This is a genomic window from Neisseria sp. CCUG17229 (assembly GCF_047839235.1).
GTDB lineage: Bacteria > Pseudomonadota > Gammaproteobacteria > Burkholderiales > Neisseriaceae > Neisseria > Neisseria brasiliensis.
In genome coordinates this window covers 512,714-528,201 of sequence record NZ_CP181247.1, presented here as the reverse complement: position 1 = coordinate 528,201, position 15,488 = coordinate 512,714, and the positions used below count along the sequence as shown (strand labels likewise).

The following is a 15,488-nucleotide window of genomic DNA, read 5'->3' as shown; positions in this document are numbered from 1 at the left end:
TAAAATATAATCGTTTAAAGAAGCTGGTAACACTATATTATTTTGATTTGGAACGACTATTGCTACATATCCTGCACATCCACATCCACACTCCAGCGGATTTTGTGGTCACGGTTTTGTTGCAATACCTGCACCCACAAACTTACCGCATGATGCAAATCCTTGCGTGAAGCCGATTCCAGAAAAAGCTGCGCCCGTTCGCGCTCGGCCAACCGCACCATCAGCATGGGCGCGGGGCCGAATTGGGTCACGCTCTCTTGCAGCAAGGGCTGAACTAGGGCTTTCATTTCATTTAGAAAATCCATCGCCTGCGCCACATTCGGCGCATCGGCGCGGATGGCCGTCTGAAAACCGAATGGCGGCATGGCAAACATTTCTCGTTCGCTCAATTCGTTGGCGGCAAAATGGCGGTAATCCTGCGCTTTTACAGCGGCAAATACGGCATGGTCGGGCAATTGCGTTTGTATCAGCACCTGCCCTGCTTTGTCGGCGCGCCCCGCTCGGCCGGACACCTGCATCAGCTCGGCAAACAAACGTTCGGGCGCACGGAAATCGGAGCTGTATAAGCTGCCATCGGCATTCAGCACAATCACCAGATTCAGCCGTGCGAAATCGTGCCCTTTTGCCAACATTTGTGTGCCGACCAAAATATCCACATCATCCGCGGCAATGCGTTGGTACAAATCCGCCCAATCATCTTTGTGTGACGTGCTATCGCGATCCACGCGCACCACTTTGGCTTGCGGCAGGAAGTTTCGCAGCGTTTCTTCCACGCGCTGCGTGCCGTGGCCGACGGCGGTCAAATCCTGATTGCCGCAATCGGGGCATTTGTAAGGCACAGGCTCACGGTGGTCGCAATGGTGGCAGCGCAATTGCCGCGCGCGTTGGTGCAACACCATTTTGGCCGAACAGTTCGGGCAGCCAAAGGTATGGCCGCAATCGCCGCAAAACAAGGCCGGTGAAAAGCCGCGGCGGTTGAGATACACCAGCGACATGCCGCCCGCTTCAAAATTTTGCTGTAGCAATTTCAAGGCTTGCGGCGAAAAGCCGTTGTCGAGTTTCAGACGGCCTACGTTTAAAATCTCCACTTGCGGCAACTGCGCGGCGGTGTGGGCGCGTTCGGTCAATTCAAGCAGCTGATAAGCACCGCTCTGCGCTTTGTGCCAGCTTTCCAGACTCGGCGTCGCGCTGCCCAACACAATCGGGCAATCGGCCTGTTTCGCCCGCCACACCGCCAAATCACGCGCATGGTAGCGCAATTCGTTGTCTTGTTTGAACGACGAATCATGTTCTTCATCGACCACAATCAGACCGATGTCGCTCATCGGCGTAAACACCGCCAGCCGCGTGCCAATCACCAATTGCGCCTGCCCCGACATCGCGCGCAAATAATCCTGCGTGCGCTTGCCGGCGGCGGTTTGGCTGTGTAACACAGCGGTCGGCACATCGGCAAAACGATTTTGCACGCGCTTCAACAGCTGCGGCGTCAAATTGATTTCGGGCAGTAAAAACAACACCTGTTTCCCCTTCGCCAACACTTGGGCAATCGCATCGAAATACACTTCGGTTTTGCCGCTGCCGGTGATGCCGTAGAGCAAAAACGGTTGAAACTGCCCGAAGGCCGTCTGAATCTGCTGCGAAGCGTGTTGCTGCTCGGCGTTTAACATGTGTTCAGACGGCATCAATTTTGGTGCGGCGGAGTGAAACGCGTCTATCCAGCCTGGTTCCGCCCATTCATCTAACAATTTTTCTGCTTGGGCATGGATTTTTTTCAACACGGATAAGGTAAGGCCGTCTGAAAGCAAAGCCTCCCACACGGCGCGTTTTTTATGGAAGCGCTCGGGCGGCGGCGTTTGCACCCTGCCGCATTCGTTTAAGCGGTAAAACAGCGGCGGCTCGGGCATGGCCACAGGCTTGGTTTCCTTCAAGCCTTGCGGCAACGCGGTGAACACGGCCTGCCCCAGCGGATAATGGTAATAGCGCGCGGTAAACGCCAACAATGCGCGCCAATCTTCCGGTAGCGGCGGTTCATCGCTAAAGGCCGTCTGAACGCTTTGAATCTTGCGCACATCAATATCGGGCATGACATCGTTTGCCCACACCATGCCGACTTGCGGTTTGTTGCGAAACGGCACCACCACGCGCGTGCCAACCGGCAAGGCTTCGTGGTGCGCATAGGTCAACAGGCCGTCTGAAAGCGGTACATTAAGGGCAATATGATGATAAATCATGATTTAAATCAATTAGTTTGGGTTTTGCGCGCCTGATGTTTCAGACGGCCTGAAAAAAGCCATTTTATCAGTAAGCCACACAGCAATAAACTTATCTGCATAGTGCGCCGAGTTTTGCTACAATGCGGTTTTTACATTCTCATTCAGAGCAACATGAAATTAAAATTAATCAACACCTTACTGCCATTGGCCATGCTGCCTTTGGTTGCCTGCGGCCAAACCACCGTGACCAATAAAGGCGCCGCTTCCGCTCCTGCTGCAGCCGCTTCTGCTGCCGCACCGAAAGCCGCCGATAAAAGCGTAGCCGAATCACTGAAAACCAAGCTGGAAAAAGTGTATGAAGCGCAGGATTTGAAAGTGATGAGCGTGGGCGAAACCCCGATGCAAGGCGTGTATGAAGTGGTTGTGAGCGGCAATCAAATTATCTACACCGACTCAAAAGGCGATTACATGCTGGTCGGCGATTTGATTGACGTGAACTCGCGCGCGAGCCTGACCGACGAGCGTGCAGCGGAATTGAACAAGATTGATTTCGACAGCCTGCCTTTGGATAAAGCGATTAAAGAAGTGCGTGGCAACGGCAAATTAAAAGTAGCCGTGTTCAGCGATCCGGATTGCCCGTTCTGCAAACGCTTGGAGCACGAATTTGCCAAAATGACCGACATCACGATTTACAACTTCATGATGCCAATCGCCAGCCTGCACCCTGATGCGCAGCGCAAAGCCGAAAACATCTGGTGCCAACCAAACGCCACCAAAGCATGGACAGAATGGATGCGCGAAGGCAAAACCCCGCCTGCCGCCAAAGCTTGCGACAATCCGGTCGCCGAAACCATGTCTTTAGGCGAGCAACTGGGCTTCACCGGCACACCGACCATCGTGTTCCCGAACGGCCGCACGCAAAGCGGTTACAGCCCGATGCCGCAGCTGAAAGAAATTATTGAGAAAAACCAAAAATAATTTGGTTTAGATACAGGAAAGGCCGTCTGAAAGAATTTGATTTCAGACGGCCTTTTTGTTCAATCAGGTGAAAGCATCACGCTTTCACAATATCCGACAGTGGCCAGCGCGGTTTGACATTAAAACCGGCTGCCTGTTGCCTATCCTGCAAACGCATGGCACCGGCAAAGGCAATCATCGCGCCGTTATCGGTGCAATAAGCCATCGGCGGGAAAAACACGTTTACCGCTTCTTCTTTTGGTTTCGGCTTACCTTTTTCAGACGGCATGGTTACACTCAAGCGACTGAATTCGTCGCGAAGCTTCCAGTTTGCCCCCACACCACCGGCCACCACCAAGGTGCGGAATCCGGTATCCAGCAAGGCTTTTTTCGATTTGACAATCAACACATCGACCACCGCATCTTGAAACGCTCGGCAAATGTCGTTGCGCGTTTGCTCGGGAATCTCATCGCTGCCCGTTTCCGCGCGTACTTTTTCCACCGCAGTCAACACGGCGGTTTTCAAGCCGGAAAAGCTCATTTGCAAATCGTGCGAATGCAGCATCGGGCGCGGAAAGGTAAACGCATCAGGCGTGCCTAATTTAGCCAACTCCGACAATTTCGCCCCGCCCGGATACGGCAAACCCAGCAGCTTGGCGGTTTTATCAAACGCTTCGCCTGCTGCGTCATCCACGCTTTCGCCCAGCAGCGTGTAATCGCCAATACCGCGCACCGCCATAAATTGCGTGTGGCCGCCCGACACCAGCAAGGCGACAAACGGAAATGCCGGTTTTTCATCCGCCAACAACGGCGACAATAAATGCCCTTCCAAATGGTGCACCGGAATCACCGGCTTATTAAGCGCAAAGGCCAAGGCATTCGCATAGCTGGAACCGGCCAACAATGCGCCGCCCAAGCCCGGCCCTTGGGTAAAGGCCACCGCATCAATATCGTCATAGCCGACACCGGCTTCCTGCAACGCGCCTTCGGTAAGCGGCACCACGCGGCGGATATGGTCACGGCTGGCCAATTCAGGCACCACGCCGCCATATTCGGCATGCATGGCCATTTGCGTGTGCAGATGATGCGCCAGCAAGCCGCGTTCGGTGTCATACAAGGCAACACCGGTTTCATCACAAGAAGATTCGATTCCCAATACCAACATAACTTAAGGCCGTCTGAAAAAATAATGCTGTATTTTAGCCGATTTTAATCTTGCTTGCTGCGCACATTGATGAAGACTATATTTAAAGCTTAGTTTTTTACTGATTTATGCGCAGCAATTTGCGTAAGTTTCCGCAGATTTTGCAAAGATTCTTAAGCCAAATGGTAAGAAAATCCGCCAAGGTAAAAGCTGGTTTAGCCGCTTGCCGATTTTTTCAGGCTGGCGCTACAATCCGCTACATCACAAATTTAATACCCTTGAAGAAAAGGAATCTATCATGAATAAAACCAAATCTTTGATGTTGACCGGTATTTTGGCTCTGTTTTCAGCCAGCGCGTTTGCCGCACCAGTGCCGTCTGAAATCTACAAACCTGCCGGCGCGAAAACCATCAAAGCCGATCGTCAAGGTAATGGCGAATTTGAATACGAAGCCGAACTGTCTTCACGCAATACTTCAATTCCTGCATTAGCCAAAAAAGTGATTGCCCACGCTAAACGCAAAGGCTTTAAAGTGGTTGAATCTGAAATCAAACGCGACGATGCCGATTTGAAATTCAAACGCGGCAATCATGAATTAGACGTATCAATCGAAGACAAAGACCATGGCCGTATCGAATATAAAGCCGATTTGGACTTGGATAAAAACTAATTGGATTGAATCCATTTAAAATGATAAAAGGCCGTCTGAAACATAATCTGTTTCAGACGGCCTTTATGATAAAATTTACAGCGTACCGTACGAGTGTAAACCACTCAAGAACATGTTCACGCCAATAAAGGCAAAGGCGGTGACAAACAAGCCGATAATCGCCCACCAAGCCAATACACGGCCACGCCAACCGGCCACCAAGCGTAAGTGCAACCAAACCGCGTAGTTCAACCACACGATAAACGCCCATGTTTCTTTCGGGTCCCAGCTCCAGTAGCGGCCCCATGCATCTGCTGCCCACAAAGCGCCGAGAATCGTCGCGATGGTGAAAAACAAGAAACCGACAGCAATCGCTTTATACATCACTTCTTCAATCACTTGCGAAGCAGGCAACCATGATTTCTTGCCCTTCTCTTCGCTGCGCAACGACCACAGTTCCGCCACACCCAACATGGCGGCAATACAGAATGCGCCGTAGCCGATAAAGTTGGCCGGAACGTGAATCTTCATCCACCACGACTGCAAGGCTGGAATCAAAGGCTGAATGGTGTGCGCTTCACGCGAAATGCTGTACCACAACACAAAACACACCACCACCGCCATAAAGGTATAAACGAACCCGCCCAGCTTCTGCACGGCAAAACGGCCTTCGTAATACACATACATCAAACCGGTAATCACCAAGAACAAAATAAACACTTCATACAGGTTGGATACCGGAATATGACCGGCATCCGGACGCAGCAAATAGCTTTCATGCCAGCGAACCAACAAACCGGTAAAGCCGGCCACCGCAGAAATCCAGCCGAATACTGTGCCCATGCCGAGCAAGGTATTAGTTTCCTGATGTTGGCGGTTGGCAATAATTGCGCCGGCAATGTAGGCAAACAGCGCAAAAAACACAAACGCGCATTGCCACATAATCGCCGATTGGCTGCTTAGGAAATATTTCAGCAAGAAGCTGTCTGCATTCTTGATGTCGCCCGCGTACAAATTCACTGCCGCATACGCCAAGGCCAAACACAGCACGATATACCAGCGCATCGGTTTGAAAAACCAGCCCAAGAAAATGGCAATGCCCGCGCTTGTCCACAAAATCACCATCTCGTAAATATCCATGTGATGGCCGACGTGGGTTTGCGCAAAATAGGCAATGGCGGCAATGACTAAAGCAAAGCCCCAATCCAAGGCATTCAGGCTGCGCATGAATGATTTGTGTGTTAAGAGCTCGTGTTCAGGCACGGCTTTATTTTGTGTGGTCATGGTTTAAATCCTTCGCCAGCTGTTGCAAACGCTGGGTGTGTTGCGGAAATTCTTTTTGTAAATCGCGCTCGTTACGGCTTGATGACATGGCAAAGCGGATGCGGCCGTCTGAAAACAGCAGCCATGCGCGTTTTTCACGAATGTAGAACATGAAAATCGTGCCCAGCACCAGCAAAACCGAGCCTAAATACACCAATGATGCGCCCGGCGAACGCGTCATCTGCAAGCCTGATGAGCGCACTTCGGTATAGCCGTCAAGTTGCAGCAACATCGGCGCCGGATATTCGGTCAAGCCGGTGTAGGCATCCATGCTGTGCAGTACAAAACGATTACGCGCGTCATCTTGCGGCCAAGTGGGTAAATTATATTTTTTCAGGGTTTCATCAACGGCAGCATTCATCACGCCAAACAGCATTTGATAGAAATAGCCCTGCATTTTTTCCTGCTGCTCTTTTGGAATGTTTTTCGTAACAAACTCATCCAAGGCCAAATAGCCGCCTTGTGCAAAAATACTCAAGGTATTGGTCGCTGCCTGCTTAAACTGCTCACTGATTTCAGACGGCGCGCCAAGCGTGGCCTGCTGCACCACTTTTTTGCGCTCGGCTTCGTCTTTCAGCAACTCGCGCAAAGCCATAAAGGTATCAACTTTGCCGCTTTTATCCATCGGGATACGCAGCCAACGGTATTGTTGCGCCAAGCCTGCGCGCGTGCCGGTGATGAAGAAATAATCTTCTTCCTGCTTAATCGGCAGCATGTAGTTTTTATATTCTACGGCCTGCCCTGCGCTGTCTCGCAAGCGGTAGATAATCGATGGGCCGATGTTGGTGAATTTTTTGTTTTCCTGCGATACGGCGCGCACATCGTTAATCGTGCCCTGCAAACCGGCATCCGCTTTTTCAGACGGCTTACTCATGTCTTCAACGTTCATGGCCGTAAACTGATCGAATTCCAAGCGGTATGAGGTATCGCCGATATTAAACGGAAAATCGCGCATCGACGTGGCTTTCAGCTCAATCGATTGGCGACTTGGATCGCTCAAGCTCCACGCTTTAAATTTCAAATCCGAGCCGCCATCGGCAAAGCTGGCTTGGTAAATGGTGATGCCGTGCAAAGTCAGCGGATGGTTAACGCGGATGGTTTGTTCGATTTTTTCGCCAGTGGCTTTGTCAGTCACTTCCAAATCGCTGGCGAAGTCTTTCGGCATGCCGGTATCGTAGAAATCGATGTGGAATTTTTTCAGCTTCACTTCAAACGGCAAATCCTGCACCAGCATGCCACTATCCGCATTCACAAACACCACATCGGCGCTCTGCCCTTCGTTGATATTGACGTTGCCGCGGAAAGACGGATTAGCGGTGCTCAACACACTTTCCGGCTTAAAATCTTTGGCGTACATGGCATTGTTGTCCGGCACAATACGGCCGGTGAGCATACCCACTTTGAGCAACAAATTACTGTCAATCAAGCCACCGATACAAATCACAATCAGCGCAACGTGGGCAAAAATATAGCCCCATTTGTTCATTGCGCCTTTTTTGGCTGCCACCAATACCGAGCCGTCATCACGCTGCACGGTTTTAGCAGAAAAGCCCTGCACTTCCAAATAGCGCTGCGCCACGTCAGGTGAAATGTTCTGCTCCAGCTCTGTAGAATGGCGCATGGCCGCCAGTGATTTCTCTTTGGCATTTTCACGAAAGGATTTAATCTCACGCAAAAACGGTGGCACATTGCGAATCAGACACAAACCGGTTGAAATCACCAAAAACAGCATGATGATGACAAACCAAAGCGATGCATACACATCGTACAAGCCCAAGAAACCGAAAATCTGCGACCAAAACGGGCCGAATTTCACCACATAGTTCACTTGCGGCTGATTTTGCTGCAACACCGTACCAATAATCGAAGCCACGCCCAACAAGCTCAACAGGGCAACGGCAAAGCGCATGGAGCTTAAAAAAGCAAACCATGGCCGACGGATAAACGGAACGGGTTTTGAAGTAGTGCTCATAAAATGTAGATTCTATACAACAACTTTAAAAATACAGTATAAATCATTGAGTACAATTAATCAGAAAATATTGATAATTATTTTAAATGATTTGTTACCGTATGTGCTTAAGGCCGTCTGAAATCAAATTCTTTCAGACGGCCTTATTATGCAATCGCGTAATCGTGCAAATTAATGCAGACCTTGAATGAAGTTACCTACTGCTTCCAATTCTTCAGCCGACATGCGTTTGGCAATATCCTGCATCATCGCGTTTTCACGCTGATCAGATTGGTAAGCCTGCATTTGTGCCACGATATAGGCTTTGTGCTGACCACCAATGCGCGGATAGGCGATAATATCGGCACCACCGCCCGGCATACCTGCACCGCTCGGGCCGTGGCATGACATACAAGCCGGTACTTTCTTATCCGCAATACCGCCACGGAAAATTTTCGCACCCAATTCCGCATTTTCTTTCGGATTGGTTTCACCCGGTTTGGCTTGTTGCTTAGCATAGAAAGCAGACACATCGCGGATGTCTTGCTCAGACAAACCCATCACCAAAGGTTTCATTGCCGCAGCAGAACCGTGGATACGTTTACCTTCTTTAATATCCAGCGTTTGTTGGAAAATATAAGCCTCGTGTTGGGCAGATACTTTCGGATACATGGCAATACCGCTGTTACCGTCGGCAGCGTGACACGCCGCACAAACGTTGTTTGCAATTTCTTTGCCTTTTGCCACATCGGCTTTTGGCGCAGCTGTTACCGCACCAGCTGCCAAGGCTAAAGCCAATAAAGTGAATCGTTTCATGGAGTGCTCCTGATTACAGCATTGCGTAGCGAAACAATGCCTTTTTTATACTCAAATACCGGATATATTTTTACCGGATTAAAACCGATGATTCTATAAACATGGTATTCTATACTAAATTTACATTAAATTACTACTATGAATCTCTTCCAAAACGCAAAATTCTTCACCACCGTTAATCATTTGAAAGATTTACCCGACACACCGGCCGAAATCGCCTTTGTCGGACGCAGTAATGCGGGCAAATCCAGCGCGATTAACACACTTACCAATCATGTGCGCTTGGCTTATGTTTCCAAAACCCCCGGCCGCACGCAACACATCAATTTCTTTGAGCTGACCAACGGCAACTTCATGGTCGACCTACCCGGCTACGGCTATGCACAAGTACCGGAAGCCATCCGTGCGCACTGGGTGAAACTCTTAGGGGACTATTTACAGACCCGCCATCAGCTCATTGGTTTAGTACTGATTATGGATGCCCGCCATCCGTTAAAAGCCTTGGATATTCAGATGTTGGACTTTTTCCATATTACCGGCCGACCGGTGCATATTCTGTTGTCAAAAGCCGACAAACTTTCCAAAAACGACCAAATTAAAACGCTGGGTGTGGTAAAAAAATCGCTCAAACCTTACATGGAACGCCAACGCATCAGCATTCAACTCTTTTCCAGCTTAAAAAAACAAGGCATTGAGGAAGTAAATCAAGTTGTTGGCGAATGGTTTGCCCATCATCATGCAGAAATAGCCGGAATGCAATCAAACGATTAAAATATTGTAACCAAGTGTAGCCCATGCGGTATTGATAAACCGCAAATCACGGGCAAATAATAAAAACAAGGCCGTCTGAAACGTTTCAGACGGCCTTTCACATCATCAAAACAACGAATCCAACTGTTTGTTGCCGCCATCATGACTACTGGTAGGTGGCAAAGGCTTTTCTACCGGCTCGGACGGTGTTGCTTCATTCGTTTGTCTCCGCGTTTCGGCAGCACTAGGACTAGCACGTCGTGGCGCAGCATTATTACGCGGTACGCTGCCTCTATTATCCAGCGACAAATCACTGCTGGTTACCTGACGCTCCCGCATGTAATATTCACCGTTTTTAGTGACCATTCCTTCCGGGGCTTTCATGCCTGTTGCTTTCGTACCTTTCAGTGCAAAGCGCATGTACTCAACCCATACCGGCACAGCAATTGTACCGCCATAGCCTGCACGTCCCATGCTCTTCGGTTTGTCGAAACCGATATATACCGCCGTAACCACACTCGGATTGAAACCGATAAACCATGCATCTTTATTGTCGTTAGTCGTGCCGGTTTTGCCAGCAATATCCGAACGACCTAAAGCATTTGCACTGCGCGCCGTACCGGAACGCACCACATCCTGCATAATTTTATACATGATATACGCATTACGCGGATCAATTGCCTGCGGCGCATTTTCTCCAGCCACCAACGGCTGCATCTGCGCACGCAAGCGGCCTTGGCTGTCGTAAATCTTATCAATCACATGCGCCGATACGCGGTAACCGCCATTGGCAAATACAGCATAACCTTCTGCCATGCGCAACGGCGTGGTTTCACCGGTACCCAAGGCCATCGACAATGTTGGCGGAATTTCAGACGGCTTGAAGCCAAAACGCTGGATATATTGCTGCGCATAGTTCACACCAATCGACATTAAAATACGGATAGAAACCATATTTTTTGAAGCAGTCAACGCTTGGCGCAAAGTAATATAGCCCGAGTAGCGGCCGTCTGAATTTTTCGGTGTCCATACCGTGCCGTTAGGGCCTTTTCCCGGCAAGGAAATCGGCGCGTCATTCACTTGGGTTGATGCCGTCATACCTTTTGCCAATGCCGCAGAATACACGAATGGCTTGAACGTTGAACCCGGTTGACGCATGGCTTGAGTAGCACGGTTAAACGTTTTGCTGTGGTAATCATAACCGCCCACCAAAGCGCGTACTGCACCAGTTTGTGCATCCAACGATACCAGCGCACCTTGCAGCAGCGGCTCTTGAACCACACGCCAACTGTCACCGCTGCCTTTCACGCGGATAATCGAACCACGCCGAATACGGTCATCACCCATTTTTTTATTTTCTACTGCACGCGCAGCAAAACCTAATGCCGCACTATTCAACGTTACTTTACGGCCGCTTGGCAATTGAATCTGTACACTTTTCTTCGCCGTTTCCAACACCACTGCCGGCACCATACTGTCTACCGTATAAAGTGTGGAAAGATGCTGGCTGACCGCATCTTCCACATCATCCACTTTAGATAAATCAATAAAATTTTCCGCACCGCGATAGCTGCTGCCACGATCAAAATTGCGTAAAGCACGCCGCAACGCAGTCGTTGCCGCTTTTTGATGATCGGTACTGACAGTGGTATACACCCTAAAGCCCTGGGTGTAGGCATCTTCACCATATTTCTCATACAACTCTTGGCGGACCATCTCAGCTACATACAGTGCACTTTGGTCGATTTTCTGAACAAAACGCTCATAATGCAGTTCTTCTTTCAACGCCTGGTCTCGCTGCTGCATGGTGATCATGCCTTCTTCAAGCATATTATTCAAAATATATGCCTGACGGATTTTGGCCCGCTCCGGATTCACAATCGGATTGTATGCAGAAGGCGCTTTAGGCAAGCCCGCCAGCATGGTTGCTTCGGCCAAAGATAAATCTTTTACACTTTTGTTGAAATAGATTTGCGCCGCTGAAGTAAAACCATAGGAACGTTGACCCAAATAGATTTGATTGAAATACAATTCCAAAATCTGATCTTTACTCAGCGACTGTTCAATTTTATAGGCCAGTAATGCTTCGTTAAATTTACGGGTGAAGGTACGCTCGCTGCTCAAATAAAAATTTTTGGCAACCTGCTGTGTGATGGTACTCGCTCCTGATCGCACACCTCCTGCAACTAAGTTCCCGACCACGGCGCGGGCCACACCTATCACATCCACACCCCAGTGTTCGTAAAATCGTTTGTCTTCCGCCGCCACCACAGCATCTTTGAGCACCTTCGGAAACTCTTCGATTTTTGTAAATTCCCGACGCTCTTCACCATATAAACCAATTACCTCACCATCCGAGGAATAGACGGTAAGCGGCATTTTGGGTTGATAGTGCTGTAACGTGTCTAATGAAGGCAGCTTCGGATAAGTAACCAAAATTGCTATGGCAACCAGCCCAATACCAAAAAGCACCAATCCGAGGAGCAACCCAATACAAGTTGTTATAATCTTTTTAATCATGACCAATCAAATATTTTGCTAATGAAACGCAGTAAATCAAATTAAAATCAGTAAGTGGTTTTATCAAAAATTCACCTTCATGCTACCTAAGCACTCATTTGCAAGGTTAAAAAATTATTGCATTCCTATTCATAATACAGGGAATTTATCTTATGCGCTTGTTTAACAAAAACAAATCATTTTCTACAAAACCCACCTCATTGAATAATCACTCGGCCATCGGCATCGACATCAGCCAATATGCAATCAAGATGGTTCAATTATCCCTGTATAGTTTAAACCAAATCCAACTGGAAAAATATGTCATTACACAAATACCCCAAAATATTATTTATGGTAATACCATTCAAGATTACGAGCAACTTGTTACTTATTTGCAACATAGCTACACCCAACTGCGCACCTCTTGCAAAAATTTCGTTGCCGCTATTCCGCAAAGCACCGCAACCGTAGAAAAAATTATCTACAACCCGAAACAAACTGATTTAGATTTGGAAGATTTTGCTGAATCCGAAGTGTCCCAAATCGGTCCGGTTGAAGAGATGAACTACGACTACCAAGTAACCGGTACTTCCGTTTCCCCTGCCGGTCAGCACATGCTGCTGGTAGCTTCCAGAAAAGATGACATCGAACCGCGCATTGAGATGTTTGAAAATGCAGGTATGGGTTTGTCTGCCATGGATTTGGATTTATTGGCACAGCGCAATGCTTATGCCTATTGGATCAACCACCATGCGCCTGAATTGACCAATGAAAAAATCGCCGTATTCGGCATCTATGCCACACAAATGTATGCGCTGATTATGCAAAACGGTCAAATCCTCTACAAACAAGAAACACCGGTCAGCGCCGAACAATTAAATCAATTAATCCAGCGCACTTATCAGGTTACCGAAGAAAAAGCGGCGCAAATGATGGTAGCAGCAACCCAGCCATCAGATTACCAAACCCAAATTGCCGACCGTTTCAACGTGCAGGTTGCGCAAGAAGTGCAACGTGTCTTGCAGTTTTACTACACCACGCAAAACACGGAGACCTTCTCCAACGTCAAACATATTTTGCTCACAGGCGCACCTTCTCAGCAAAACGGTTTAGCCGAAAGCATTTTCTCGCAAACCAATACGCCGACCCAATGCGTTCATCCAGTAACCTACACTGAACGAAGCAGCAAAGTAGATTTACCACAATTACAAATAGATGCGCCATCATTAACCATGGCTTTCGGATTAGCTTTAAGGGGATTGTAATATGATTGAACTTATTAAAATCAACCTTCTTCCTTATCGGGAAGAGATTAGACAACGTAAAAAGCAACAGTTCAAAATATTAATGCTGACTGCCTTGCTGATTGGCCTGGGCTTATCAGCATTGACCTATTTGAGCATTAATGGTGCCATCGACAGCCAACAGGGCCGCAATGCATTCCTTGAGTCGGAAATCAAAAAACTGGATGACGATTTGGGCGAAATCAAAAAGCTGCAAGCAGAAAAAGAAAATTTCTTAGCCAAGAAAATCAAGGTTGAAGAATTGCAAGAAAAACGCTCTCAAGCAGCATATATTATTGATATGCTGAATGTTTTGACACCTGACAATACCTACCTGACTGCTTTGGAAGCTGAAAATCCGACTACTTATAAGGTAACCGGCCGTGCCATCAGCGACAACAAAATCGCCGTATTTATGCGCGCATTGCCAAGCACAGGTGTATTCACCCAACCTGAACTGTTAAGCATTAAAAAAGTAGAAAACTATCAAGAATTTACTCTGCGTGTCTTACTGACTCAAAATACCGCTCCTGTAGCCAACCTTACCGCTTCGGAAGCTACGCTTCAGACGACACCTGTACAGGAGGCAAAATAAATGGCCGCAAAGAAATTAAAAGACATCGATGTTCAAAACCTTTACTTGCTCAGCACACCTGCCAAACTGTTTTTGGCGGCACTGGCGATTTTAGCCATTTTGGTGATTGGCTATTTTGCTTTATTCAAAGGCCAATTAGAAACATTGGCACAACACGAAGAAACCGAAGTTAAGCTCAAGGAGACTTACACCAAGAAAAGTATTGAGGCTGCCAGCCTGAACAATCTGCAAGCTGAATTAACATCGATTCGCTCAGCATTCAATGTGTTGCTCAAACAATTGCCGACTGATGCCGAGATTCCAACGCTGATTCAAGAATTGCATCAGGCCGGCTCAACCAACGGTTTGCGCTTAGACAGCGTGTTGCCACAACCATCAGTACCTGATGGCCCTATTGAAAAGCTGCCTTATGAAATTGCGATTACCAGCAAATACAACCAAATCAGCCAGTTTACCCGTGATGTCGGCGAGCTTTCACGCATTATTACTTTGGAATCCTTGAAAATTACCCAATCAACAGAAGACAAAAACAGCAAAGACGGCAAAGGTGACTTACTCACTCTGAGTGCAACAGCGACCACCTATAAAGCACGCCCTGCCGAAGAATTTGCTGCCGAACAACAAGCAGCCGAAGAAGCCAAACAAAACGGCGATTCCGGTAAGCCACAAGAATAGAAAAAGTAATATAGGGAAATCATGAAAAATACTATCTTACTCCTAGGCGTTTTCAGCCTTGCGGCATGCACCCCGACTTATGATGATTTAAGTCAATGGATGACGCAAACCCGCGCCGATGCCAAGAAACACATTATTCCTTTTGAAGAACCGACTGTGACGCCACCTAAAGCGTATATTCCGCCAAGCTACTCCGGTCCGAACGCATTCGATTCTCGACGCTTGCAAAATTTGACTGTACGAACCGGCAGCAATGCACCTAACCTGCGCCGTACCAAAGAGACTTTAGAAGCCTTTAGCTTAGAAAATCTTCGCTATGTGGGCAGCTTGCGCAGCGGCAACCGTATTTCCGGCTTCATCCAAGCTGAAAATCACGTTTACACCGTTGTACCGGGGAATTACATCGGACAAAATTACGGTAAAATCCAACGGATTACCAAAGATAAAATCATCATTACCGAAATGGTTGAAGACAGCTACGGCAACTGGATTGACCGCATAGCCGAATTACCTTTACGCAGTCAATCCGACAGCCATAACCAGCCATCGACTACACTTTCGACAGCTTCACAAACCATACCTGTCAGTAAAAACATGCTGTCTGTGACCGATTAATCAATGGGGTTTATT

The 15,488-nt window shown here is 48.2% G+C and carries 13 protein-coding genes; 7 read left to right on the top strand and 6 right to left on the bottom strand.

What is annotated here, in order from left to right; genetic code table 11:
- Positions 1-62: 62 nt before the first annotated feature.
- On the bottom strand, positions 63-2,231 hold the full coding sequence (locus ACM67B_RS02545; protein ID WP_416190022.1) for a primosomal protein N': 2,169 nt from the start codon (positions 2,229-2,231) through the stop codon (positions 63-65).
- A gap of 153 nt (positions 2,232-2,384) precedes the next feature.
- On the opposite strand from ACM67B_RS02545, the gene ACM67B_RS02540 reads away from it, so the two are divergent.
- Entirely contained in the window at positions 2,385-3,191 is an 807-nt protein-coding gene (locus ACM67B_RS02540) for a DsbC family protein (RefSeq protein WP_416190021.1), read from the top strand.
- Positions 3,192-3,267: 76 nt separating this feature from the next.
- Here the strand turns inward: ACM67B_RS02540 and tsaD are convergent, their stop codons facing one another.
- Complete coding sequence (gene tsaD / locus ACM67B_RS02535) at positions 3,268-4,335, bottom strand: tRNA (adenosine(37)-N6)-threonylcarbamoyltransferase complex transferase subunit TsaD (protein WP_416190020.1); 1,068 nt, start codon at positions 4,333-4,335, stop codon at positions 3,268-3,270.
- Between the two features lie 277 nt (positions 4,336-4,612).
- On the opposite strand from tsaD, the gene ACM67B_RS02530 reads away from it, so the two are divergent.
- Positions 4,613-4,984, top strand: a complete 372-nt coding sequence (locus tag ACM67B_RS02530; RefSeq protein ID WP_416190019.1) for a hypothetical protein — start codon at positions 4,613-4,615, stop codon at positions 4,982-4,984.
- A gap of 75 nt (positions 4,985-5,059) precedes the next feature.
- Here ACM67B_RS02530 and ccsB read toward each other — a convergent pair whose 3' ends face one another.
- From ccsB to ACM67B_RS02515, 3 genes are all read right to left on the bottom strand, one after another.
- The gene (ccsB, locus tag ACM67B_RS02525) at positions 5,060-6,247 is read right to left on the bottom strand and encodes a c-type cytochrome biogenesis protein CcsB (protein ID WP_416190018.1); all 1,188 of its coding nucleotides are present in this window, start codon (positions 6,245-6,247) and stop codon (positions 5,060-5,062) included.
- Positions 6,231-8,195 (bottom strand): cytochrome c biogenesis protein ResB, encoded by a 1,965-nt coding sequence (locus tag ACM67B_RS02520; RefSeq protein WP_416190499.1) that lies wholly within the window; start codon positions 8,193-8,195, stop codon positions 6,231-6,233. Before ACM67B_RS02520 ends, ccsB begins: the two co-directional genes overlap by 17 nt.
- Before the next feature lie 234 nt (positions 8,196-8,429).
- On the bottom strand, positions 8,430-9,053 hold the full coding sequence (locus tag ACM67B_RS02515; protein WP_416190017.1) for a c-type cytochrome: 624 nt from the start codon (positions 9,051-9,053) through the stop codon (positions 8,430-8,432).
- Between the two features lie 138 nt (positions 9,054-9,191).
- Between ACM67B_RS02515 and yihA the strand changes: the two genes are divergently transcribed.
- Positions 9,192-9,824, top strand: a complete 633-nt coding sequence (yihA, locus tag ACM67B_RS02510) for a ribosome biogenesis GTP-binding protein YihA/YsxC (RefSeq protein ID WP_095502383.1) — start codon at positions 9,192-9,194, stop codon at positions 9,822-9,824.
- A 105-nt stretch (positions 9,825-9,929) separates the two neighbouring features.
- Here the strand turns inward: yihA and ACM67B_RS02505 are convergent, their stop codons facing one another.
- A complete protein-coding gene (locus ACM67B_RS02505) occupies positions 9,930-12,323 on the bottom strand; it encodes a penicillin-binding protein 1A (RefSeq protein WP_416190016.1) in 2,394 nt (797 codons plus the stop codon).
- Between the two features lie 152 nt (positions 12,324-12,475).
- On the opposite strand from ACM67B_RS02505, the gene pilM reads away from it, so the two are divergent.
- The 4 genes from pilM to ACM67B_RS02485 are packed head-to-tail and all read left to right on the top strand — an operon-like array spanning position 12,476 to position 15,473.
- The gene (pilM, locus tag ACM67B_RS02500) at positions 12,476-13,570 is read left to right on the top strand and encodes a type IV pilus assembly protein PilM (RefSeq protein WP_416190015.1); all 1,095 of its coding nucleotides are present in this window, start codon (positions 12,476-12,478) and stop codon (positions 13,568-13,570) included.
- A gap of 1 nt (position 13,571) precedes the next feature.
- Positions 13,572-14,183 carry a PilN domain-containing protein gene (locus tag ACM67B_RS02495; RefSeq protein ID WP_416190014.1) on the top strand — a complete coding sequence of 204 codons (612 nt, stop codon included), beginning with the start codon at positions 13,572-13,574 and terminating at the stop codon, positions 14,181-14,183.
- Positions 14,184-14,858, top strand: coding sequence for a type 4a pilus biogenesis protein PilO (locus tag ACM67B_RS02490; RefSeq protein ID WP_416190013.1), 675 nt, complete (start codon positions 14,184-14,186; stop codon positions 14,856-14,858).
- 21 nt (positions 14,859-14,879) lie between these two features.
- On the top strand, positions 14,880-15,473 hold the full coding sequence (locus tag ACM67B_RS02485) for a pilus assembly protein PilP (RefSeq protein ID WP_416190012.1): 594 nt from the start codon (positions 14,880-14,882) through the stop codon (positions 15,471-15,473).
- Positions 15,474-15,488 lie beyond the last annotated feature (15 nt).

Bases quoted from the DNA above. Each gene is read 5' to 3' on its own strand.
- ACM67B_RS02545 (WP_416190022.1), bottom strand. From the start codon at position 2,231: ATGATTTATCATCATATTGCCCTTAATGTACCGCTTTCAGACGGCCTG.
- ACM67B_RS02540 (WP_416190021.1), top strand. From the start codon at position 2,385: ATGAAATTAAAATTAATCAACACCTTACTGCCATTGGCCATGCTGCCT.
- tsaD (WP_416190020.1), bottom strand. From the start codon at position 4,335: ATGTTGGTATTGGGAATCGAATCTTCTTGTGATGAAACCGGTGTTGCC.
- ACM67B_RS02530 (WP_416190019.1), top strand. From the start codon at position 4,613: ATGAATAAAACCAAATCTTTGATGTTGACCGGTATTTTGGCTCTGTTT.
- ccsB (WP_416190018.1), bottom strand. From the start codon at position 6,247: ATGACCACACAAAATAAAGCCGTGCCTGAACACGAGCTCTTAACACAC.
- ACM67B_RS02520 (WP_416190499.1), bottom strand. From the start codon at position 8,195: ATGCGCTTTGCCGTTGCCCTGTTGAGCTTGTTGGGCGTGGCTTCGATT.
- ACM67B_RS02515 (WP_416190017.1), bottom strand. From the start codon at position 9,053: ATGAAACGATTCACTTTATTGGCTTTAGCCTTGGCAGCTGGTGCGGTA.
- yihA (WP_095502383.1), top strand. From the start codon at position 9,192: ATGAATCTCTTCCAAAACGCAAAATTCTTCACCACCGTTAATCATTTG.
- ACM67B_RS02505 (WP_416190016.1), bottom strand. From the start codon at position 12,323: ATGATTAAAAAGATTATAACAACTTGTATTGGGTTGCTCCTCGGATTG.
- pilM (WP_416190015.1), top strand. From the start codon at position 12,476: ATGCGCTTGTTTAACAAAAACAAATCATTTTCTACAAAACCCACCTCA.
- ACM67B_RS02495 (WP_416190014.1), top strand. From the start codon at position 13,572: ATGATTGAACTTATTAAAATCAACCTTCTTCCTTATCGGGAAGAGATT.
- ACM67B_RS02490 (WP_416190013.1), top strand. From the start codon at position 14,184: ATGGCCGCAAAGAAATTAAAAGACATCGATGTTCAAAACCTTTACTTG.
- ACM67B_RS02485 (WP_416190012.1), top strand. From the start codon at position 14,880: ATGAAAAATACTATCTTACTCCTAGGCGTTTTCAGCCTTGCGGCATGC.